The sequence below is a fragment of the Selenomonas sp. AE3005 genome (genome assembly GCF_000686945.1).
GTDB lineage: Bacteria > Bacillota > Negativicutes > Selenomonadales > Selenomonadaceae > Selenomonas_A.
Window position 1 is genome coordinate 199,375 of sequence record NZ_JMME01000005.1, and the last position, 22,363, is coordinate 221,737.

A 22,363-nucleotide genomic window follows, 5' to 3' on the forward strand; every position below is an offset into this window, starting at 1 on the left:
TTTTGATAAGGGGGAAATGTAATGCCCAAATTGTCACCGTATATGAGCTATGAACATCTGCGCAATCTGCGGCAGAACCATGCCGCCTGGCGGCTGCTGACCGCGGATTACGCACCGTTAGCAGCGGCTTTCTTCTACAAGATGTTTATTGCTCCTAAGCGCCGTGGCATTGAAGCGCAGGAGCTCTTAAACGCTCTGGATATGTTTCTTTATGATACACCGCAGCAGATGGGGGAATTTGCCCGTTCACCCAAGGATTATCTGGAAATGTGGGCAGACAGCAGCTATGGCTGGCTGCGCAAGTATGAGCACCATGAGGACTGGTACTATGATTTGACTGCTCCGGCGCAAAAGGCTGTTGAATGGCTGCTGAGTCTGCATAAACAGGATTTTGTAGGCACGGAATCACGGCTGCGGACGGTGATTAACCTTCTGCAGGAAATCGCGCAGGAAACGGATACAAATGTGGAGCACCGGCTGACTTATCTGCGAGAGCAGGCGGCGAAAATCGCTGCGGAAATTGCAGAAATAGAGGCCACTGGTGAGGTGCAGCCCCGGCTCGACAGCGTACAGATAAAAGAGCGTTTCCTGCAGGCTGAGGCCACGGCTACGGCGATACTGGCAGATTTCCGTGAGGTAGAGGAAAACTTCCGGGAACTGACTCGCAAGGTACAGGCAGATGTGGTGAAATGGACCAGAGGCAAGGGCGAGCTGCTCGAAAAAATCTTTCTGGAAAGCGACATTATCCGCAAATCGGAACAGGGGCGCAGCTTTATGGCCTTTTGGCGGTTCCTGATGTATTCACAGCAGCAGGACGCTCTGCGCCGGACGCTGGCGCAGGTAGAACAGGCCGAACCACTGCAGGAAATTGCGGCCGAACATAGTCTGGCGGATATCAATCATGAATGGGTACAGGCGGCCGCTGCGGTGCAAAAGACACTGGCGCAGCTGTCTGCGCAGTTGCGCCGTTATGTGGACGAAGATTATCTGCGTGAGGAGCGGGCTATTTACCGTCTTATTCAGCAGATAGAGTCGCAGGCTATTGACTTGCAGGGCAAGGGACCGGCCGGCGCTTTTATGGATATGAATGATATCAGGCCAGGGGTAGCGCTGCCGATGGAAAGGCGTCTCTTTGCACCGCCGCAGAAAACCCGTCTGGACAGTCCGGAACTTACGGCCGGTGACGGCAGTGCCGGGGATATTGCAGCCATCTTTGACCAGGTGGTCATTGACAAGGCCAAACTGCGCCGTCATGTGACGGACATGCTTAAGGAGCGTCCGCAGGTGACCTTGGCGGAGGTGCTGGCCGTACATCCGCTCGAACAGGGCCTGTCGGAATTATTGGCGTATTTTGTGCTGGCCAGCAAGACGCAGGACGCTTTCAGTCAGGACAAGCTGGAACGTATTCTCTTTGAGCGTGACGGCCGCAAGCTGCTGACTGTATGTCAGCAGGTAACCTTTGGGAGAGGAGATTTTACAGGTGAGTGATTTTGCTACGGATAAACAGGCCGAAGAATTTTCCCAGGCGGCCATCATGCTGCTTAAGGGGATTGTCAGCCGGGGGAAGGATGAAAATCTCTGGCAGACGATTTTAAACCAGCGTAATGCTTTGGCGGATTATTTTCAGCGGATAGGCCTTTCCCTGCTGGTGGACGAAGTTGACGAGTACGCCTATTTAAAACAGGAGGCGTCAGGGACGCTGCCGCGTATAGTGCCCCGTTATCAGCTGAGTTTTCCTGTATCCATGCTGCTCGTGCAGCTGCGCAAGGCGCTGGGGGAACAGGATACGGCCAGCGGTGACACGCGGCCGGTACTGACAACTGGCGATATCCTGCGCCGGATGGAGCCCTTCCTGCCGGTAAACAGCAATGAAATGAAACTGCGGCAGTCCGTGGAACACATGATAAATCAAGTGGTCAATCTGGGCTTTTTGCAAAAGCGCAAGGGACAGGACGATGCCTATGAGGTGCGGCCGATTTTGCGCAGCTTTGTCGACGCCCAGTGGTTAAATGAGTTCAATGAAAAGCTGGCTGCTTATGTGGCCTACGGGGAAAAGCAGCATGGCGGTGAAAATACCGAGGAAGAAATGGACGAGGAGGTGCTGATCAGTGAATTTGTTCGCGATGAATGAAGGTGAAGTGCCTCTGGGGTTCCGGCTGGAACGGCTGGAGGTTTATAACTGGGGGACGTTTGACGGTCAAGTATGGTCGCTGGACCTAAACGGGGAAATGTCCCTGCTGACCGGTGACGTAGGCTCCGGCAAGTCCACGCTGGTTGACGCCCTGCTGACACTATTGGTGCCGCCACGCAAGGTAACTTATAATAAGGCTGCTGACGCCAGCGCCAAGGAGCGTAATCTTGCGTCCTATGTGCGCGGCTACTATGGCCAAAAACGTACGGAAAACGGCGGCGGCCGGCCGGAGGCCCTGCGTGATAAAAATAAGTACAGCGTGATTTTGGGTGTCTTTGCCGACAAGAATTTTGGCCGGACCGTGACACTTGCGCAGGTATTCTGGTTTCCCGAGGAAACGGCGGCCTATCCCAACCGGTTTTATGTGCTGGCGCAGAAAACCTTGTCCATAACGGAACGTTTTTCCCAGATTGGCAGTGATATGCGTGCCTTCCGCAAACAGCTGGAAAAGGACGCTTTTATCAAGACCTTTGACGATTATCCGCTCTACGGGCATGAGTTCCGCAAGATTTTTGGTATCCGGCAGGTGCAGGCCATGGATTTGTTCCAGCAGACTGTATCCATGAAAAAGGTCGACAGCTTGACGAGTTTCGTGCGTCAGAATATGCTGGAGGTACCGGAAACACATCTGGAAGTGGAGCAGATGCTGCGCCAGTACCACGATTTGGAGGCGGCCCATCAGGCCGTACAGCGGGCACGCAAACAGCAGGAAATGCTGCAGCCCATCGAAAAAATGGGCGCGGAATACGATAAGGCCGGCCAGCAGCAACAGGAAGGCCAGACCATGCAAAAGGTGCTCGGCAGCTGGTATGCGCACCAGGATTATCAGACCAGAGCCAGGGAAATGGAAACACTGGAGCCGCGATTGCAGGCTTTGGAGGCGGATATTGCCCGGCAGAATAAAGCACTGCAGGAAAAGCAGCAGGAACTGCTCGTATTGCAGGGCAACATTGCCCGTAATGGCGGCAATCAGCTGGCCGAAGTGCAGAATCAGCTCGAACGTGAGAAAGAACGCCGGACACAGTGCTGTCAGAGCCGGGATAACTTCCGGCAGGAACTGGCAGCGTTAGAGCTCAGCCTGCCGGAGAACAATGAGGAGTTCCTGCAGGTCAAGGCCAAACTGCAGGAATGCCGTCAGGCTAACGAGGAACGGCAGGAGGAACTGGCCGTTGAAGGGGCTGACATGAAGGCCAACCAGAAGGAGGCCGCGGCCCGGGAGCAGGCCCTGCAGGCAGAAATCGCCTCACTGGTATCGCGTAAATCCAATATTCCTCAGAAATTCATCGCCTTGCGCGAGCAGTTGTGCCATGATTTAAATCTGGCCGAAAGTGAAATGCCTTTTGCCGGTGAGCTGATGGCCGTGGCAGAGGAAGAGGCTGACTGGGAAGGCGCTATTGAACGCCTGCTGCACAGCTTTGGCATCTCCCTGCTGGTGCCGGAAGTGCATTACGGCGAAGTCGCAGACTGGATGGAACGTCATGATTTAAAAATGCGGCTGGTGTATTTCAAGGTGCCGGCTATGATGGCGCAGGAAGTGGTGGATAATGCCCCGGAAGAGGCCGTGTGCCATAAGCTGCGCCTGAAGGAGGACAGTCCGCTGTGCCCGTGGCTGGCTGAGGAATTAAAAAGCCGGTTCAACCATCGCTGCTGCGAGTCGCTGAAGGAATTCCGGCAGGCTAAATTTGCCCTGACCATGCAGGGACAGGTGAAAAGCGGCGGCAAGCGCCATGAAAAGGACGACCGTCACGACCTGCAGGACAGACGCCACTATGTGCTGGGCTTTTCCAATCTGAAAAAAATTCAGGCCCTGCAGGCGGAAGTAGATGACTGCCGGGAGGAACAGAAATTCTTCCAGAATAAGTTCCGCAAGTTTAAGGACGAGCAGAAAAAACTGCTGCAGCAGAGTAATGCCCTCGCGCGGGCCGAAATGGTGACCGCATTTGGCGATATTGACATTGCGCCGCTGGAACAGCGTGTGGCAGAGTTAACGGCCCAGGTGGAAAAACTGCAGGCCGAAAACGATATTTTAAAGGCCCTCAAAAATGAGGAGGCCGCCAAACTGGCGGAAATTGCCCGGGACAAAGCGCAGCTTGACAGCAAGAACGCTGACAAGTGGCAGCTGAATGGCCGTTTGGAAACCAATCGGCAGGAAATGCTGACAGATGAGGAATTGATGGCTAAGACCACGCCTGCCGAGCAGGCGGAGGGTTATCCCCTGCTAAGTCATTACGCCTCTCTGGCGCTGGCCGGTATAGACAGTCCGCAGTTTGACTGCAAGCGGCGGCAGATTCAGCAGGAGGAGTACAGCAAATGGCTGGGCGCACGCATTGAAGAGGCCGGCCGACGCCTGCAGACCTTAGGCGAGCAGTTGGTCAATGCCTTGACGGAATTCAACGCCCAGAATAAGGAAATCAGCAGTCAGCTCCTGCCGACGCCGGCCGGGGTTAAGGACTATGTGGAACTTCTGCGCCGCCTGGAGCGTGATGACCTGCCCCGCTATGAAAGCCGGTTCAGCCTGCTGCTGCGCGAGAACACCATCAATCAGATAGCTCTGTTCCAGTCGCATCTGGAAGAGTCCTGTCACGAAATCCGCGACCGTATCAGTCTTATCAATCAGTCCCTGGCGGAAATTGATTACAATGATGGCCGGTACATTCAGATTGAATGCAACAATGCCCAAAATGACACCGTCAGTGAGTTCCGTGCCAAGCTGCGCGCCTGCATTGATGATTCCCTGACAGGGGATACAGATATGTGCTACAGTGAGCAGAAGTTCCAGCAGGTGTCAGAGATTCTGGCACGCCTGCAGGGACGCCCAGGTTCGGCTGAGGCTGACGCCCGGTGGCGCAATGAAGTCACGGACGTGCGCAACTGGTTTGTGTTTGCGGCCTCGGAACTCTGGCGTGAGCCGGCTCCGGGAACTGACGCCGAATACGAACATTACACCGATTCCGGCGGTAAGTCCGGCGGGCAGAAGGAAAAGCTGGCCTATACCATTCTGGCCGCCAGCATTGTCTACAACTTCGGTCTGCGCGGCCGCCGGGCTGGCGAGCAGTCCTTCCGCTTTGTGGTCATCGATGAGGCGTTCTTAAAGAGTTCTGACGAGTCAGCACGTTTCGGGCTGGAATTGTTCCGCAAGCTCGACCTGCAGCTGTTGGTCGTGACGCCGCTGTTAAAGATTGCCACGATTGAGCCCTATGTAAGTCATGTGGGCTTTGTCTATCAAAAGGACGAGGAACACCGCTCGTATCTGCGCAACCTCACCATTGAGGAACTGCAGCAGGAGCGGCAGGCTTATCAGGGGCAGTGAGTTAGTAAGGATTAGACAAATGATAATAACACTGGAAAATTTTACGAAAAGCTACGGGGAAAAATCCCTGTTTGCCGGTGTGGACTTCAGTATGGACGCCGGAGATAAGGTGGGGATTGTCGGTGTCAACGGCACCGGTAAATCTACCTTTCTTAAGGCCGTAGCCGGGCTTATACCCGTGGACGCGGGGGAAATGACGACCATGCGCGGCCTGCGTATTGAGTATCTGGCGCAGGATAAAGTCTTTGAGCCGGAAAACACCGTGCTGATGGAAGTGTTCCGGGGCATGTCTCCGTTAATGCAGGCCCTGCGCGGCTATGAGCTGGCTATGGCTAAGCTGGCTGACCAGGCGGCGGACAATCAGCTGCAGGGCGAAATAATGAAGTACACGGCGGTCATTGACGAACTGGACGGCTGGCAGCTGGAGGCTGCGGCCAAGACCGTCCTGACCAAACTCGGCTTGAGTGATTACACGGCCAAGGCCGGCTCGCTCTCCGGCGGTGAACAAAAACGTCTGGCCCTGGCCACCGCCCTGATTCAGCCCTGTGACCTGCTGATTTTAGACGAGCCGACGAACCATTTGGACAGTGAGACAATTGCCTGGCTCGAAGAATATCTGCGCGGTTTTAAGGGCGCCCTGCTGATGGTGACGCATGACCGTTACTTTTTGGACAACACTTCGACCAAAATCCTCGAACTAGACAAGGGGCAGGCCTATACCTATACGGGTAATTACTCGTCCTTTCTCGAACAGAAAGCCGAGCGTTTGGAACGCGAACAGTCCAGCGAGCAGAAACGGCAGAACTTTTTACGCAATGAGTTAAAGTGGCTGCGCCGTGGTGCCCAGGCCCGTTCAACGAAACAAAAGGCCCGGATTCAGCGTTACGAGGAAGTTAAGAATCAGCAGGTCAATCTGAACCGTGATACGGTGGAAATCGGTCTGGCCGGCAGCCGCCTGGGGCGGACGGTCATTGAGCTTGACCATGTAAGCTATGCGGCAGCCGGCCGGCCAATTGTGCAGGACTTCACCTATACGGTATTGCGCAACGACCGCGTGGCCATTTTGGGCGCCAATGGTACGGGCAAGACCACTCTGCTGAATCTTATTGCCGGGAAACTTACGCCGACGTCGGGTACGGTGACCATCGGTCAGACGGTGAAAATCGGCTATTTTGCCCAGCAGGCTGTGGATATGGATGAACGCCTGCGCGCCATCGAATACGTCAAAGAGGCGGCGCATTTCATCACGCTGGCGGACGGCACGCGCATTTCTGCCTCGCAGCTGATGGAACGGTTTTTGTTCCCGGGAGATTTGCAGTGGACGCCCATCGCCCGGCTGTCGGGCGGCGAAAAGCGGCGGCTGTATCTCCTGCGCGTGCTGATGGAGGAGCCCAATGTGCTGCTGCTCGATGAACCGACCAATGACCTCGATTTGGAAACGATGGCGGTGCTGGAAAATTTTATCGACGATTTTGCCGGAGCCATCATCTTTGTTTCCCATGACCGTTTCTTCGTGGACAGGCTGGCCGATAAGGTCTTTGCCTATGAGGACGGCGGCCGACTGCGCATGTACTCCGGCGGCTATACATATTACCGGGAAAAGCTGGCCGAACAGGAGCAGGCAGCAGCTCCTGTAAAGGAAAAGCCGGTTAAAGAAAAAGCTGCGCCTGTCCGGGAAAAAAATCCCCAACCGGTACAAAAGAAGTTCACCTTCAAGGAGCAAAAGGAATATGCGGAGATTGAGGGCGTAATTGCCAGCAAGGAAGGGGAATTGAAGGTCGTGCAGCTGCAAATGGCTGAAAATGCCACGGACTTCACGCGCCTGAATGAACTGGCGGCCGAAGAACGGCGGCTGACTGCAGAACTGGAGCACTTAATGGAACGGTGGACGTATCTGGAGGAAATTGCCGAAAGTCAGGACAACTGAGTGCAGCCAGTATTTTACAGTAGAATAATTCTTTTGTTTGCTGAAATCCGTTGACATTTTGTGTCAACGGATTTTTTAGTAAATTGCAGTTTGACGGTCAATACGTTCTTAAAAATATCTCGTTCATGCGAGCCTGGGGTTCACGGGGGAGTAATTTTTCTGCCTCCGCTGAACGACACACCTCGGAAAATAATCTTGTCCAGTTACCTGCGCCGGGCGGGCCAACGGCGCTCCTTTCAGCGTAGTTGCTTAGCAATGGTCTACAGTGTGCCGGCCTTCGCTGCGCTCAGGCAGTCGCTCCCCGCATAAAAATCACTCCCCCGTTCGCCCCCAGTTACGGTATTTACAATTGCTACGAACCCGTTGCTCCCGTTACAAGAACATCGATGTGCTTGTTCCCTGTCACTGCGAAAGAATTATTTTAAACGGACGACGCTTAGGGCGGAGGTGGTGATGCTTTTCGCAGTGGAACGACTGTCCGAACGCAGTGAGGACTGGCCCACAAACCTTAGGCACTTGATACTACGATGAATAATCGCGCCGCTGGCCTGCCCGGCGCAAGGTGGCTAAAAAGCCCAGACGTATGCTGGTGGGACATTTAGTGGAACAGCGAAAAGTATTACCACCTCCACCCGACTGAGCTGTAACAAATAAAAATAAGCACGCATTGACCGTCAAACTGCAATTTCATCGCACCATTTTTCTTTACAGGGACGCCGTAATTGTTTATAATTATTGCATTAACACTTTACGACACTAAAGGAGTAGTAGAATGGATAAACTCTTGAACAATTTTCTTCTGATGCTGGATGGTTCAGAGATAACCTTGGAAATATTCTTTGTGACTTTGCTGCTGTCCCTGCCTTTGGGTATGCTGGCGGCATTGGGGCGTTTGTCGCAGTTTAAGCTGCTCAGCCGGCTGGTCGAATTTTACATTTGGCTCATGCGCGGCACGCCGCTGATGCTGCAGCTGCTGTTTGTGTATTTTGCTCTGCCGATGGTGGGGGTGCGTCTGCCGGATATTGCGGCGGCTCTCTTGGCCTTTACGCTGAACTATGCCGCTTACTTTGCCGAGATTTTCCGCGCCGGTATTCAGGCTGTGCCTAAGGGGCAGTATGAGGCGGCCAAGACACTGGGAATGAGCTATCCGCAGACCATGCGGCGCATTATTCTGCCGCAGGTGGTACGTATTGTCCTGCCGCCGGTCAGCAACGAAACCATCAACCTCGTCAAGGATACGTCACTGGTCTATATTCTGGCCATGAATGACCTGCTGCGCGTGGCTCGTACCATTGTGCAGCGTGAATTTGATATGACGCCGTTTTTGATTGCGGCGGTGTTCTATCTGGCAATGACCTTTGTCCTGACCTGGGGCTTTAAGAAACTGGAGGCGCGTTATGGCAAATACTGAGCAGGCTGAAGTCATGTTGAAGATGACGGATATCCATAAATCCTATGAAAATCTTGCCGTATTGAAGGGCATTGACATTGAAGTGCGCCGCGGCGAAGTGCTGGCCATCATCGGCCCCTCCGGCTCTGGCAAGAGTACCCTGCTGCGCTGCATAAATAAACTGGAAACCATCGATAAGGGCGATATCGCCATCAAGGGACGCTATCTCGTGCAGACCAAGGACGGCGAGGCTGTGTATGCTGCCGGCCGTGAGGAACGGGAAATCCTGGCCTCTACGGGCATGGTGTTTCAGCAGTTTAATCTCTTTCCACACATGACGGTGCTGGAAAATCTGCTGGAGGCGCCCATGCAGGTGAAGGGCTTAAAGCGCAGTGAAGTGGAACCCTACGCCCGGGAACTGCTGGCCAAGGTGGGGCTCTCCGACCGGGCCGATTATTATCCGTCCCAGCTTTCCGGCGGTCAGCAGCAGCGCGTAGCCATTGCCCGGGCCCTGTGTATGAAACCGGATATCATGCTCTTTGACGAACCGACGTCCGCTCTTGACCCGGAGCTGACCGGCGAAGTGTTAAAGACCATGCGTGAGCTGGCCGAGGAACACATGACCATGGTGGTTGTAACCCATGAAATGGCCTTTGCCCGCGAGGCGGCCAGTCAGGTAATCTTCATGGCTGATGGCAACATTGTGGAGCAGAATGAACCTGAGGCTTTCTTTGCTGCCCCTCAGGAAGAACGCACGAAGGCCTTTCTGCAGAACATGTTGTAATAGTCGCAATTCATTATGAATAGACAATGACAAATGCGAAAAAATATAGTACAATAATAAAATGCGTGTGATATGAAAGACTATATTTTGTAGGTGATTGATTTGTCAAACCGAATGTTTGATGTGATAAAGCAAGATTTGGAAGTGCTCAACGAGGGCCTGATTGAGGCTGTTTCCTCACCGGTGGAGCTGGTAAATGAAGTCGGCACTCATCTGGTCACCGCCGGGGGCAAAAGAATTCGTCCGGCACTGTGCCTGCTGGCTGCTCATGGAGGAAATGTTTTTTCCCTGGACAAGGTGCTGCCGCTGGCTGAGGCGTTGGAACTTATACACACGGCCTCGCTCGTGCATGATGACGTCATCGATGATGCGGATACCAGACGGGGAGAGCCCACGGCTAATGCCAAATGGGATAATCAGGTGGCTATCTTAAGCGGCGATTACATCTTTGCCCGGGCGTTTTCGTTGGTAGCAGCCGGCGGCTATGGTGATTATGTTTCCAAGCGTCTGGCTGAACTTGTCTGCAACCTCAGCGTGGGGGAAATAATTCAGGATCATACGGTGTATCAGGCTGTCAAGGATTTAGATAATTACTACAGCCGCATTCAGAAAAAGACGGCGGATTTTCTGGAAATCTGTTGTGAACTCGGGGCGTTGGTTGGCGGCATGGCTAAAGACGACGCCGCCAAGCTGGCTGAGTATGGTCATTGTATCGGTATGGCTTTTCAGATTACCGATGATGTGCTGGATATCATGCAGACGTCCGAGCAGATTGGCAAGCCGGCCGGCAACGATATCCGTCAGGGCATTGTAACCCTGCCGGTCATTCACGCCCTGCAGGTAAGCCCGGCTGGTGCTGAGCTCGAAGAAATTGTCACCAATCCGGAAATGACGGACGCGATGGTGGAAAGGGCACTGGAAATCGTACGGGCTACCGATGGCGTGGATATGGCCATGGCCAAGGCTGATGAATATCTGGACAGGGCGCGTAATGTCCTGCCGGAGGGCCTGCCGGCAGAAATCAAGGAGGCTTTCGTTATGGTGGCAGATTTTATCGGCGACCGTGATTTTTGAGTAGGAGAGGAGTTTCACTATGTTTGGCATAGGAGCACCGGAATTTATTTTAATACTGATTGTAGGCCTGATAGTGTTTGGCCCGGGAAAACTGCCGGAAATGGCCCGGACATTGGGCAAAGGGGTACGGGAGTTTAAAAAAGCCACTAGTGCCTTCACGCAGGCAATCAATACGCCTATGGATACCCCGGCACAGCCGGCTACGGTACAGCAGCAACAGCCGGCGGCTCAGCCCGCACCGGCACCGGCGCAGGGCGCACAAACGCATGCGTCCATGGAACAGCAGGCTGAGGCGGCCGCTACGCCTAATATCACGCCGGAGGCCGCTCCTGCCCCCAAGGCACCGGCCTATGAACCGCCCACGCAGGAATCCGTGCGCCAGCAGATAGCTGAGCAGCAGGCGCAGAAAAAAACAGAAGTATAAAGATAAGTCCGTTGACGAAAGTCAGCGGATTTTTTTGCAGTTTGCTGGTTAGTGCGTGCTCATTTATAGCACCATAATAAAATCCTATCGTGTCTTGTGGATTGCAACATTGAGATTTTTATTTTTTTTCGCTATAATGGTTAGGTATAGATGAGATTTACGTTTAGGAGGAATTATCATGATTAGTCCATATACCGCAGGTGCTTTAGTACTGGTTGCTCTGATTGTATTTGGCCCGAGCAAACTGCCGGAAATCGGCAAGGCATTAGGCAAGGGCATTAAGGAATTTAAATCCGGCGTTACGGAAGAATCCAAGAAAACGGACGAACAGCAGATGCTGAACGTAACGGAGCAGCCCAAGGAACTGCCGTCCAAGACTGAAGAAAAGCAGTAAGCCGGTGGCGTAGATGGCAGAAGAACAAAAATACGAAGAAATCGAGGCACCTAAGCAGATAGGTGCCCCTGCTGACGCAGAAGTGGTGCTCGACGACGGCAGCATGTCCCTGATTGCCCATCTGACCGAGCTGCGCAGCCGCCTGATAAAATGTCTGGTGGCCACGGCGCTGGGTAGTGTGGTTGGCTATTATTTCATTCAGGACATCATGCACTACATCACCCTGCCGGCAGGCAAACTTTATTATATGCAGCCAGCCGAGGCTTTCTTTACTTACTTAAAAGTAGCTTGTGTAGCCGGATTCCTCCTGGCCCTGCCTGTTATTTTTTGGCAGGTCTGGCGGTTTTTCCTGCCGGCGCTGACTGCCCGGGAACGCATGGTGCTCGGTATCGTGGTGCCGACATCAGTCGTTCTTTTTTTCTGTGGACTGGCTTTTTCCTTCTTCCTCGTACTGCCGGCCGGCATTAAATTCTTTTTGGGCTTTGGCAATACGGAACTGGAGGCTTTGCTTTCGGTGGACAAATACTTTGACTTTGTCATTATGTTTGTCATGCCCTTTGGCTTTATCTTTGAATTGCCTTTGGTCATCACGATTTTAGGCAAGATGGGGCTTATCACGTCGGCATTTTTGAAGAAGTATCAGCGGATTATAATTTTCCTGTCCTTTGTTATTGGGGCACTGATTACGCCGACGCCGGACGTGTTCACCCAGTCCATGATAGCCCTGCCGATTATCGTACTCTATGAAGTAGGGTATATTATAGTTCGTTATATATTACGCAGATAAGGAGGCATTTGCTTGGCTTATAAGGATTTGCGTGAGTTTATGGCCGATTTGGAGGCCAAGGGACTGTTAAAGCGCATTAAGACCGAGGTCGATCCGGAACTGGAAATCACAGAGATTACGGACCGCGTTTCCAAGATGGAAGGGGATAAGAACGTCGCCTTGCTGTTTGAAAACGTCAAGGGCTCGAAAATGCCGGTGCTCATGAATGCTTTTGGCAGCTATGAACGCATGGCGATGGCCTTAGGCGTCGAAAAGCTCGATGATGTGGGCGACGAGCTGCGGGAAATGCTCAAACTTCCCTATGTGTCCCTGCAGAATAAAATGAGTGTTGTTACCATGATTCCCATGATTAAGAGGGCGGTCAACTTCCCGAAATACGTGAAGAATGCCCCCTGTCAGGAAGTCGTGGAAACGGAAAATCCCAGCCTCGATGATATTCCTATCCTGAAGTGCTGGCCTGATGATGGCGGTCCGTTCGTGACCTTGCCGCTGGTGTTTACCAAGAACCCGGCAACCGGCAAGCGCAATGTGGGCATGTATCGCCTGCAGAAATATGACAGCCGTACTACGGGCATGCACTGGCATATCCATAAAAACGGCGCGGAAAACTTCCGTGATATGAAGGCTAAGGGCGGTGACAGAATCGAGGCGGCTGTGGCTATCGGGACGGACCCGGTGCTGACCTATGCGGCCACGGCACCGCTGCCGCGTGATATTGATGAAATGGTGTTCGCCGGTTTCCTGCGCCATAAGTCTGTGGAAATGGTTAAGTGCAAGACGGTGGATATCGAGGTGCCGGCGACGGCGGAAATCATTTTGGAAGGCTATGTGCTGACCGATGAAAAGCGCCGGGAAGGCCCCTTTGGCGACCATACGGGCTATTATTCCCTGGCTGATGACTATCCGGTGTTCCATATCACGGCGATTACCCATCGCAAGGACCCGATTTACTTCTCCACGGTGGTGGGCAAGCCCCCCATGGAGGACTGCTATCTGGCCAAGGCTACGGAACGCATCTTCCTGCCTATCCTGCAGCAGATGCAGCCGGAAATCATCGACATAAATATGCCGCTGGAAGGCGTATTCCATGACTGCTGTATCGTATCCATCAAGAAACAGTATCCCATGCAGGCGCGCAAGGTCATGCATGCACTCTGGGGCATGGGGCAGATGATGAATGTCAAGATGATTATCGTGGTGGACGCCCATGTCAACGTTCAGGATTTAAAGGAAGTCTGGTGGCGCGTTTACAACAACATCGACGCCAAGCACGATTTGGAAATCGTGGAAGGGCCGCTTGATGTGCTTGACCACTCTTCACCGATGGCCAAGTGGGGTTCCAAAATGGGCATTGATGCGACCAAGACCTGGCCGGAAGAAGGCCACACCCGTGAATGGCCGGAAGAAATCAGCATGAGCGAGGAAATCAAGGCCCGGGTTGACGCCAAGTGGAAGGAGCTTGGTCTGGATTGATAGATATTAAAGCACATATAAACAATGTGGCTCTGCACCATACGATTTTTGACCTGCCCTTTGCTTTTATGGGGGCGGTACTGGCAGCTAAGGGGCAGCCGTCTATGCATGACCTTATCTGGATAGCGCTGGCCATTACCACAGGCCGCGCGGCAGCTTTGGCCCTTGACAATTTGGCTGACCTCAAATTTGACAGTCAGCAGCCGCGTATGAGTCAGCGTGCCATGGTTACGGGGAAAATCAGCAAGCTCGAGGCCAAGGTTTTCATTGCCGTCTGCCTGCTGTTGATGGTGCTCTCGGTTATGCAGCTGCATCCCATCTGCATATATCTGCTGCCCGTAGCAGCCCTGCCATTTTTGATTTATCCCTTTACCAAGCGTTTCACTGGCTGGTGCCACCTTGTGCTGGGCATAGCTATCGCCATGGCTCCGGCCGGCGGCTGGGTAGGTGTCAGCGGTCAGATAACGTCACCGATGGTGCTCTTGTGCACGGCGGTGGCGTTGTGGATTTGTGGCTTTGATGCCATGTACGGTGCGCAGGATGAAGAATTTGACAAAAGTCAGGGCCTGCACTCCCTGGCCGTAAGTTACGGGGCACCGAATGCTTTTAAACTGGCGTCAGCTATGCATGTAATTTGCATTGCCTGTTTCTTTACTGTAGGAATTATGTTATCCTTAGGACAGATTTATTTTATCGGCGTGGGCATTGCGGCCGGAACGCTCGTGTACCAGCACCGCATTGTCAGTCCGACAGATTTTTCCCAGGTAACGCAGGCCTACTTCATGCGCAACGGCATTGTGTCCGTGGCCATCTTTATCTGTACCTGGCTTAGTTTTTTCTTATGATATTTATACCAACAAATTGAGGTGACTCCATGTCCGCAAAAATTCTCGAAGGTAAGTTTTTCGCACAGCAGTTAAAAGATGACGCAGGGCGCCGGGCGGCGGCTTTGCAGGAAAAGTACGGCCGCGCTCCGGGCCTGGCGGTGATTCGCGTGGGCAATGACCCGGCGTCGGAGGTCTATGTCCGCAACAAGGACAAGGCCTGTGCTGCTTTGGGTATTTACTCGGAAGTGATTGCCCTGCCGGAAGAGACGACAAAGGATGAGTTAATCGCTAAGATTGCTGCCTTGAATGCTGACGATAAAATTGACGGTATTCTCGTGCAGCTGCCTCTGCCGGCGCAGATTGCCCAGGATGAGGCTGAAATTCTCAATTGTATTGACCCGTCCAAGGACGTGGATGGTTTCCATCCGGTCAACGTGGGCAAGATGGTGACTGGTGAGCCGGCCCTGCTGCCCTGCACGCCGGCCGGCTGTATCCGCATGCTGGAAATGGCCGGTATTGAAATTGCCGGCAAACGCGCCGTGGTCATCGGCCGCAGCAACATCGTGGGCAAACCCATGTTCCATCTGCTGATGGGCAAGAACGCCACGGTGACGGTCTGCCATTCCCGGACGGAGAATCTGGCGGATATCACCCGTCAGGCGGATATTTTGGTGGCTGCCATCGGCAAGCCGCAGTTTGTTAAAAAAGATATGGTAAAAGAAGGTGCGACGGTCATTGACGTGGGCATTAACCGCATTGCTCCCAAAAAACTGGTGGGCGATGTGGATTTTGCGCAGGTCAGTGAAGTGGCAGGGGCGATTACGCCCGTGCCCGGCGGCGTAGGTCTGCTGACCGTAGCCATGCTGATGCAGAATGTTGTGCAGGCAGCAGAGGCGCACCTGAAGGCTTAAGGCAATCCTGCCGGGACTTAGTGCGTCTGCGGCAGGATTTTCTTATATATTATAAGCTTTATGTTTTATTGCAGAGGAGAAGAGAGCTCAATGAAAACTGACGTGGAAATCGCGCAGAGCGCACAGATGCAGGACATTCGCCGTATCGCGGAGAAACTGAACATCTCCGAGGACGAACTGGAACTCTACGGTAAGTACAAGGCTAAAATCAGTCTGGAAACCTGGCAGCGTATTAAGGACCGCCCCAATGGCAAACTCGTGCTGGTAACGGCTATCAATCCGACACCGGCTGGCGAAGGCAAAACCACCACCAGTGTGGGACTGGCAGATGCTTTCCATAAACAGGGCAAAAAAGTAGCTGTAGCTTTGCGTGAGCCTTCTTTGGGCCCCTGCTTTGGCTTGAAAGGCGGCGCTGCCGGCGGCGGTTATGCCCAGGTTGTGCCCATGGAAGATATCAACCTGCACTTTACCGGTGACTTCCATGCTATCACCACGGCGCATAATCTGCTGGCGGCGGTAATCGACAATCATATCCAGCAGGGGAATGCCTTGGATATCGATGTGCGCCGTGTTGTCTGGAAACGCGTGCTGGACCTCAATGACCGCGCCCTGCGTCATGTGGTTATCGGTATGGGCGGCAAGGCGCACGGTGTACCGCGTGAAACCGGCTTTGATATCACTGTGGCGTCAGAAATGATGGCCATTCTCTGTCTGGCCTCTGACCTTGAGGACATGAAAAAACGTCTGGGCGAAATCGTCGTGGCTTACACGCGTGATGGCCGGGCTGTACGTGCCAAGGAACTCAATGTCACCGGCGCGCTCACGCTGCTGTTTAAAGACGCGATTAAGCCCAACCTCGTGCAGACGCTGGAAGGCACGCCGGCTTTTATCCACGGCGGCCCGTTTGCCAATATCGCTCATGGCTGCAACAGTGTGATGGCTACGAAGTTTGCCTTGAAGTTTGCCGATGTCGTGGTGACGGAGGCTGGTTTCGGTGCTGACCTCGGCGCAGAGAAATTCCTCGATATCAAATGCCGGTTTGCCGGCATTCACCCGGACGCCGTAGTCATTGTGGCCACGGTGCGCGCCCTCAAGATGCATGGCGGCATGGATAAGAAAGACCTGGCCCAGGTTGACATGTCAGCTTTGGAACGTGGTATGCAGAATCTCGAAAAGCATATCGAAAACATTCAGAAGTTTGGCCTGCCGGCCGTGGTGGCTATCAATGCGTTCCCCACGGATACCAAGGAAGAACTCGACTTTGTGGAAACAGCCTGCAACAAGCGCGGTGCCGAAGTCGCACTCTCGGAAGTTTGGGCTAAGGGCGGCGAAGGCGGCCTGAAACTGGCCGAAAAGGTAGAGGCGGCTATGGCTAAGCCGAATGATTTCCATTTTATGTACGATACAGAGCAGAGCGTGGAAGAAAAAATCACCGCGGTGGTCAAGGAAATCTACGGCGGCGATGGTGTGGCCTTTACGGCGGCTGCCCAGAAACAGCTGGCCGAAATCAAGGAACTGGGCTTTGATAAAATGCCCGTCTGCATGGCCAAGACGCAGTATTCCCTGTCCGACGACGCCAGCAAAATCGGCCGTCCCACAGGCTTTACCGTTACGGTCAGAGAACTGCGCATTTCCGCTGGTGCCGGCTTTATCGTGGCGCTCACCGGCAATATCCTGACTATGCCCGGCCTGCCCAAACACCCGGCTGCCGAAAATATGGATATTGACAATGATGGCAAGATAACGGGATTGTTCTAAATTAAATAGTGCTATCAAAATTAACTTGGTGGATAAAGGACACATACAGACATGTGTCCTTTTATTATGCGATGAAAAGATATACAATAAGAACAACAAAAGGGAAACAGGTATTGTTGTTTATAGACAACTTAGCATAGGAGGAGAAACAATATGCAGGCAAAAGAAATCCTTTCCCGTGTAGACCACACGTTTTTAAAACAGACGGCTACCTGGGAAGACATCAAGAAGATTTGTGAGGAGGCTGCGGCCTATCATACGGCTACGGTAATGGTACCCTCCTGTTTCGTGGAGAAGATTCGCCGCGAATATGCCGGCAAAGTCAAGATTGCCACGGTTGTAGGTTTCCCGAACGGCAACTGCAACACGGCAGCCAAGATTGCGGAAACGGCGCAGGCTCTGGCTGACGGTGCTGAAGAAATCGATATGGTTATCAACATCGGCATGCTGAAAGCTGGCGAAACGGAGTATGTTACCGAAGAAATCAAGGCTTTGAAACGTCTTTGCGGTGAACGCGTATTGAAGGTTATCGTGGAAACATGTTTCCTGACGGAAGAAGAAAAAATCGCTGCCTGCAAGTGCGTAACGGCTGCTGGCGCTGATTTCATCAAGACTTCCACGGGCTTTGGCTCCAAGGGCGCAACGCTCGAGGACATCAAGCTTTTCAAGGAAAACATTGGTGAAGGCGTACAGATGAAAGCTGCCGGCGGCATTCACACCCGTGAAGAAATGGTAGGTTTTATCGAGGCTGGCTGCACCCGTCTTGGTGCCAGCGCTGCTGTAAATGTATTGAAGGATGAGGTTGATAAGTAATGGGCAAGTTCAAAAGAGCATTTGTTATTGTTTTGGACAGCTACGGTATCGGCAATGAACCGGATGCTGCAGACTTTGGCGATGGTGTTTGCAACACCTTGAAATCCATTGTAGGTTCGGATAAATACGATACGCCGAACATGAAAAAACTGGGCCTGTTCAACATCGATGGTGTTGGCTGCGGCACGCCCGAGGAAAAACCGCTGGGCTCCTTTGCCCGCCTGCGTGAGCTGTCGCGTGGCAAGGATACCACGACGGGCCACTGGGAAATCGCCGGCATTGTGTCCGAGCGTCCGATGCCGACTTATCCGGACGGATTCCCGGCTGACCTCATTGCCAAACTGGAAAAGGCTTTCGGCAAGAAAATCCTCTGCAACAAGCCTTATTCTGGTACGGCTGTTATCCATGACTACGGTCAGGAACAGGAAAAGACCGGCGGCCTTATCGTTTACACCTCCGCTGACAGCGTGTTCCAGATTGCTGCCAACGAGGCCGATGTTCCTGTAGATGAACTCTATGGCTACTGCAAGACGGCTCGTGAAATCCTGCAGGGTGAACATGGTGTAGGCCGTGTTATTGCCCGTCCGTATGTCGGCAAGTTCCCGGACTATCAGCGCACTTCCCGCCGTCATGACTTCTCTTTGGACCCCACGGGCGACACGATGATGGACGCTCTGCGCCGCAAAGGCCTGGACACCATCGGTGTAGGCAAGATTTCCGATATCTTTGCCGGCCGTAATGTCAGCCGTTCCTTGGGTATCAACAAGGATAATGTCGATGGCATGGAAAAGACCTTGAAGGTAATGGACGAGGATTTTGAAGGCCTGTGCTTTGTCAATCTCGTAGACTTCGACATGCAGTACGGCCATCGCCGTGATATCGACGGCTATGCTCAGGCTGCTACGGTCTTTGACAAGCAGCTCGGCGAATTCATGGCCAAGATGCGTGATGATGATGTGCTGATGATTACGGCTGACCACGGCTGTGACCCCGGCGCACCGGGCACGGACCACACCCGTGAATATATCCCCCTGCTCATCTACGGCAAGCATGTTAAGGAAGGCGTAAACTTAGGTACTTATCCGACCTTCGCCATGATTGGCGCCACCATCTCTGACATGTTTGACTGTGACCTGAAAACCAAGGGTGAGAGCCTGCTCCCACGCTTTATAAAAGACTAAAAGAATAAAACCTTAAAACTTAGAAAAGAGGCTGTTTTTCAATGAGAATGTATGACCTGATTACCAAGAAAAAACACGGTGAAGTTCTGACTGACGAAGAAATTCAGTTCATGATTGATGGCTATGTAAAGGGCGAAATTCCTGATTATCAGATGTCCTCCATGCTGATGGCCATTTGGTTTAACGGCATGACTGACCATGAAATCACGCAGCTCACCATGGTTATGGCTAAATCCGGCGATATGATTGACCTGTCTGCCATTGCCGGCAAGAAGGTTGACAAGCATTCCACGGGTGGTGTAGGCGATAAGACGACTTTGATTGTCGGACCTATCGTAGCAGCCTGCGGCGGCAAGGTTGCCAAGATGAGCGGCCGCGGCCTGGGCCATACCGGCGGTACGGTAGATAAGCTCGAATCCATTCCGGGGTACAAGACGGCTCTGGACCGCAAGGAATTCTTTGATACGGTTAATAAGTGCGGTATCAGCCTTATCGGCCAGTCCGGCAACCTTGCTCCGGCTGATAAGAAACTCTACGCTCTCCGTGACGTAACGGCTACGGTTGACTGCATTCCTCTGATTGCATCTTCCATCATGAGCAAGAAACTGGCCGCAGGCAGCGACTGCATTCTGCTCGATGTTAAGACGGGCAGCGGTGCCTTCATGAAAACGCTCGACGATTCCATCAAACTGGCTCAGACCATGGTGGCTATCGGTGAAGGTGCCGGCCGCCGTACGGTAGCTCTGATTACCGATATGGATACGCCGCTGGGCCTCGGTATCGGCAACAGCATCGAAGTTGCTGAATCCATGGACGTACTGAAAGGCCATGGCCCGGCTGACCTGACGGAAGTTTCCCTGCAGCTGGCTGCCAACATGCTCTACCTCGTGGGCAAAGGCGGCCTCGACGAATGCCGCAAGCTGGCTGAAAAGTCCATTGCTGATGGTTCGGCGTTTGAAACCTTCTGCACGATGGTTAAGGAACAGGGCGGCGACGACAGCGTACTGCGTGACTACAGCAAATTTGCCCAGGCTCCGTTCAAGGCTGAAATCAAGGCCGAAGAAGATGGTTTCATCACGAAGATGAACGCTGAGGCTATTGGTGAAATGTCCGTTATTCTGGGCGCTGGCCGTGAAACCAAGGAAAGCGATATCGACTTCTCCGCCGGCCTTATGCTCCACAAGAAATACGGTGACGCTGTTAAGAAGGGCGATGTGCTCGTAACGATGTACACTTCCAAGGAAACTGCCTTCAAGGGCGCTGAGGAACTCTACCGCAAGTCCGTGGTTATCGGCGGTACGGCTCCGGCTAAAGAACCGCTTGTTTACGCCCGTGTAGAAAAAGATAAGGTGGAAAAATTCTAAGTTTGTCAGGTGCTGATTTGACAGGTCAATATGACCTGTCAAATTAAGCCGGCAAATTGTCATACAATTATGTATTGAAGGAGTGTTTTTACTGTGGAAGATAAAGAACTGATTGCAGCAGCCAAAAAGTACCGGGAATTCTCCTACAGTCCGTATTCCAAATTCAAGGTTGGTGCAGCGGTACTGACGAAAAAGGGCAATGTCTACGGTGGCTGTAATATTGAAAATTCCAGTTTCCCCGTTACCAACTGTGCAGAACGTACGGCCATTTTCAAGGCTGTATCCGAAGGCGAACAGGAGTTTGAGGCTATCGCGCTCATCGCTGATACGCCGGGGCCCTGCTCACCGTGCGGTGCCTGCCGTCAGGTGATGGTGGAATTTAAGATTCCGAAAATCATCATGGCTAATTTAAAAGGCGATGTAAAGGTAGTTACGCTGGAAGAACTCATGCCGTACGCCTTTACGGAATTTTAAATAGTTGACAAGCACACATGCTTTGTGTGAAAATAGGACACGTGTCCTGCACTCTATAAATCATTAAAGGGGAATTTATAATGTTTTTAGTCGTAAACTTAATCGGCGTTCTGGTGTTCTTAGGCATCGGCGTCCTGCTTTCCAAGAAGAGAAATGCTATTCAGTGGCGCTGTGTAGGTGCACTGCTCGCACTTAACGTATTCCTGGCCTGGTTCCTGACTTCGTTCTCTATCGGCCGTGAAATCATCGTGGCTGCTGCCGCAGGTTTTAACTGGCTCATCAGTGTGGCTTATGAAGGTATCGCCTTCGCTTTCCCGGACTGGGTACATGTACCGCAGATGAACTTCTTTACGTCTGCCCTGCTGCCAATCCTGCTGGTTGTGCCGATGTTCGATATCCTGACCTATATCGGTGTGCTGCCCTTCATCATTAAATGGGTAGGTAAGGCTCTGGCTTTCCTGACTCGCGCACCGAAGTTTGAATCATTCTTCGCTATTGAAATGATGTTCCTGGGCAACACTGAGGCCCTGGCTGTATCCAGCCTGCAGTTAAAGCGTATGAAGGCTGACCGCTGCCTGACGCTGGCCATGATGTCCATGAGCTGCATTACGGCTGCTATGGTTGGTATTTACACCAAGATGATGCCTGGTGAATTCATCATTACGGCTATTCCGCTGAATGTTATCAATGCGCTTATCGTGACTAACATTCTGCATCCTGTAAAGATTTCTGAAGAAGAAGATACCGTTGCCCGTGTCGATGATGACGGCGCAGAACGCGAACCCTTCTTCTCCTTCCTCGGTAACTCCATTCTCGGCGCTGGCCGTCTGGTACTCATCATCTGTGCTAACGTTATCGCTTTCGTAGCTTTGGCAAAACTCATCGACATGCTGCTCGTGCTGATTCACCCGGCTATCACGCTGGAAAACATTCTTGGCTGCATCATGTTCCCGTTTGCCTGGCTTATGGGCTTGGAGAGTGGGGAGGCTTTCCAGCTGGCTCAGTACATGGGTACTAAGCTCGTTACGAATGAATTCGTAGTTATGCTGAGCGTACAGGATATCATGGGCCAGTTCAGCCATCACATGCAGGGCGTTCTGACGGTATTCGTTACTTCTTTCGCCAACTTCTCTACGCTGGGCATGATTATCGGCTGTTTCAAGGGCCTGGTAGATGATGACAAGAATGCTCTCATCTCCCGTAATGTAGGCTACATGCTGCTGTCCGGTATTCTTGTTTCCCTGTTGTCTGCAGGTATTGCCGGCCTCTTTATCTGGTAAT

19 protein-coding genes are annotated in these 22,363 nt (G+C 52.7%); all 19 read left to right on the plus strand.

From position 1 onward, the window contains the following. The first annotated feature begins 21 nt into the window (after positions 1-21). The 19 genes from DL94_RS0105145 (at position 22) to DL94_RS0105235 (ending at position 22,362) form a co-directional block, all read left to right on the plus strand. Positions 22-1,488, plus strand: a complete 1,467-nt coding sequence (locus DL94_RS0105145; protein WP_028129234.1) for a DUF3375 domain-containing protein — start codon at positions 22-24, stop codon at positions 1,486-1,488. Further along, entirely contained in the window at positions 1,481-2,131 is a 651-nt protein-coding gene (locus DL94_RS14285) for a DUF4194 domain-containing protein (protein ID WP_051586317.1), read from the plus strand. The genes DL94_RS0105145 and DL94_RS14285 overlap by 8 nt, the downstream gene beginning before the upstream one ends. Next, a complete protein-coding gene (locus DL94_RS0105155) occupies positions 2,109-5,501 on the plus strand; it encodes an ATP-binding protein (protein ID WP_156031690.1) in 3,393 nt (1,130 codons plus the stop codon). The genes DL94_RS14285 and DL94_RS0105155 overlap by 23 nt, the downstream gene beginning before the upstream one ends. 19 nt (positions 5,502-5,520) lie before the next feature. After that, on the plus strand, positions 5,521-7,428 hold the full coding sequence (locus tag DL94_RS0105160) for an ABC-F family ATP-binding cassette domain-containing protein (protein WP_028129236.1): 1,908 nt from the start codon (positions 5,521-5,523) through the stop codon (positions 7,426-7,428). Between the two features lie 772 nt (positions 7,429-8,200). Then, positions 8,201-8,839: an amino acid ABC transporter permease gene (locus tag DL94_RS0105165; protein ID WP_028129237.1), complete on the plus strand. Its 639-nt coding sequence runs from the start codon at positions 8,201-8,203 to the stop codon at positions 8,837-8,839. After that, on the plus strand, positions 8,826-9,602 hold the full coding sequence (locus tag DL94_RS0105170; protein WP_028129238.1) for an amino acid ABC transporter ATP-binding protein: 777 nt from the start codon (positions 8,826-8,828) through the stop codon (positions 9,600-9,602). Before DL94_RS0105165 ends, DL94_RS0105170 begins: the two co-directional genes overlap by 14 nt. Positions 9,603-9,704: 102 nt before the next feature. Continuing rightward, entirely contained in the window at positions 9,705-10,676 is a 972-nt protein-coding gene (locus tag DL94_RS0105175; protein WP_028129239.1) for a polyprenyl synthetase family protein, read from the plus strand. Positions 10,677-10,695: 19 nt separating this feature from the next. Beyond that, on the plus strand, positions 10,696-11,100 hold the full coding sequence (locus DL94_RS0105180) for a Sec-independent protein translocase subunit TatA/TatB (protein WP_028129240.1): 405 nt from the start codon (positions 10,696-10,698) through the stop codon (positions 11,098-11,100). 178 nt (positions 11,101-11,278) lie between these two features. Beyond that, positions 11,279-11,494, plus strand: a complete 216-nt coding sequence (locus DL94_RS0105185) for a Sec-independent protein translocase subunit TatA/TatB (RefSeq protein ID WP_028129241.1) — start codon at positions 11,279-11,281, stop codon at positions 11,492-11,494. A gap of 13 nt (positions 11,495-11,507) precedes the next feature. Then, positions 11,508-12,281, plus strand: coding sequence for a twin-arginine translocase subunit TatC (tatC, locus tag DL94_RS0105190; protein WP_028129242.1), 774 nt, complete (start codon positions 11,508-11,510; stop codon positions 12,279-12,281). A 12-nt stretch (positions 12,282-12,293) separates the two neighbouring features. Further along, on the plus strand, positions 12,294-13,754 hold the full coding sequence (locus DL94_RS0105195; RefSeq protein WP_028129243.1) for a menaquinone biosynthesis decarboxylase: 1,461 nt from the start codon (positions 12,294-12,296) through the stop codon (positions 13,752-13,754). Then, positions 13,751-14,599 (plus strand): 4-hydroxybenzoate octaprenyltransferase, encoded by an 849-nt coding sequence (locus DL94_RS0105200; RefSeq protein WP_028129244.1) that lies wholly within the window; start codon positions 13,751-13,753, stop codon positions 14,597-14,599. The genes DL94_RS0105195 and DL94_RS0105200 overlap by 4 nt, the downstream gene beginning before the upstream one ends. A gap of 29 nt (positions 14,600-14,628) precedes the next feature. After that, complete coding sequence (gene folD, locus DL94_RS0105205; protein WP_028129245.1) at positions 14,629-15,492, plus strand: bifunctional methylenetetrahydrofolate dehydrogenase/methenyltetrahydrofolate cyclohydrolase FolD; 864 nt, start codon at positions 14,629-14,631, stop codon at positions 15,490-15,492. 90 nt (positions 15,493-15,582) lie between these two features. Continuing rightward, positions 15,583-17,250, plus strand: coding sequence for a formate--tetrahydrofolate ligase (locus DL94_RS0105210; protein ID WP_028129246.1), 1,668 nt, complete (start codon positions 15,583-15,585; stop codon positions 17,248-17,250). 153 nt (positions 17,251-17,403) lie between these two features. Next, positions 17,404-18,063, plus strand: coding sequence for a deoxyribose-phosphate aldolase (gene deoC / locus DL94_RS0105215; protein WP_028129247.1), 660 nt, complete (start codon positions 17,404-17,406; stop codon positions 18,061-18,063). Next, positions 18,063-19,244, plus strand: a complete 1,182-nt coding sequence (locus DL94_RS0105220) for a phosphopentomutase (protein WP_028129248.1) — start codon at positions 18,063-18,065, stop codon at positions 19,242-19,244. The genes deoC and DL94_RS0105220 overlap by 1 nt, the downstream gene beginning before the upstream one ends. A 41-nt stretch (positions 19,245-19,285) precedes the next feature. Then, positions 19,286-20,608, plus strand: a complete 1,323-nt coding sequence (locus DL94_RS0105225) for a pyrimidine-nucleoside phosphorylase (protein ID WP_028129249.1) — start codon at positions 19,286-19,288, stop codon at positions 20,606-20,608. A gap of 93 nt (positions 20,609-20,701) precedes the next feature. After that, positions 20,702-21,082, plus strand: a complete 381-nt coding sequence (locus DL94_RS0105230) for a cytidine deaminase (RefSeq protein ID WP_028129250.1) — start codon at positions 20,702-20,704, stop codon at positions 21,080-21,082. 80 nt (positions 21,083-21,162) lie between these two features. Continuing rightward, positions 21,163-22,362, plus strand: coding sequence for a NupC/NupG family nucleoside CNT transporter (locus DL94_RS0105235; protein WP_028129251.1), 1,200 nt, complete (start codon positions 21,163-21,165; stop codon positions 22,360-22,362). Position 22,363: the final 1 nt, after the last annotated feature.

Coding starts and splice junctions, on each gene's coding strand:
- DL94_RS0105145 (WP_028129234.1), top strand. CDS start 22: ATGCCCAAATTGTCACCGTATATGAGCTATGAACATCTGCGCAATCTG.
- DL94_RS0105160 (WP_028129236.1), top strand. CDS start 5,521: ATGATAATAACACTGGAAAATTTTACGAAAAGCTACGGGGAAAAATCC.
- DL94_RS0105165 (WP_028129237.1), top strand. CDS start 8,201: ATGGATAAACTCTTGAACAATTTTCTTCTGATGCTGGATGGTTCAGAG.
- DL94_RS0105170 (WP_028129238.1), top strand. CDS start 8,826: ATGGCAAATACTGAGCAGGCTGAAGTCATGTTGAAGATGACGGATATC.
- DL94_RS0105180 (WP_028129240.1), top strand. CDS start 10,696: ATGTTTGGCATAGGAGCACCGGAATTTATTTTAATACTGATTGTAGGC.
- DL94_RS0105185 (WP_028129241.1), top strand. CDS start 11,279: ATGATTAGTCCATATACCGCAGGTGCTTTAGTACTGGTTGCTCTGATT.
- tatC (WP_028129242.1), top strand. CDS start 11,508: ATGGCAGAAGAACAAAAATACGAAGAAATCGAGGCACCTAAGCAGATA.
- folD (WP_028129245.1), top strand. CDS start 14,629: ATGTCCGCAAAAATTCTCGAAGGTAAGTTTTTCGCACAGCAGTTAAAA.
- DL94_RS0105210 (WP_028129246.1), top strand. CDS start 15,583: ATGAAAACTGACGTGGAAATCGCGCAGAGCGCACAGATGCAGGACATT.
- deoC (WP_028129247.1), top strand. CDS start 17,404: ATGCAGGCAAAAGAAATCCTTTCCCGTGTAGACCACACGTTTTTAAAA.
- DL94_RS0105220 (WP_028129248.1), top strand. CDS start 18,063: ATGGGCAAGTTCAAAAGAGCATTTGTTATTGTTTTGGACAGCTACGGT.
- DL94_RS0105225 (WP_028129249.1), top strand. CDS start 19,286: ATGAGAATGTATGACCTGATTACCAAGAAAAAACACGGTGAAGTTCTG.
- DL94_RS0105235 (WP_028129251.1), top strand. CDS start 21,163: ATGTTTTTAGTCGTAAACTTAATCGGCGTTCTGGTGTTCTTAGGCATC.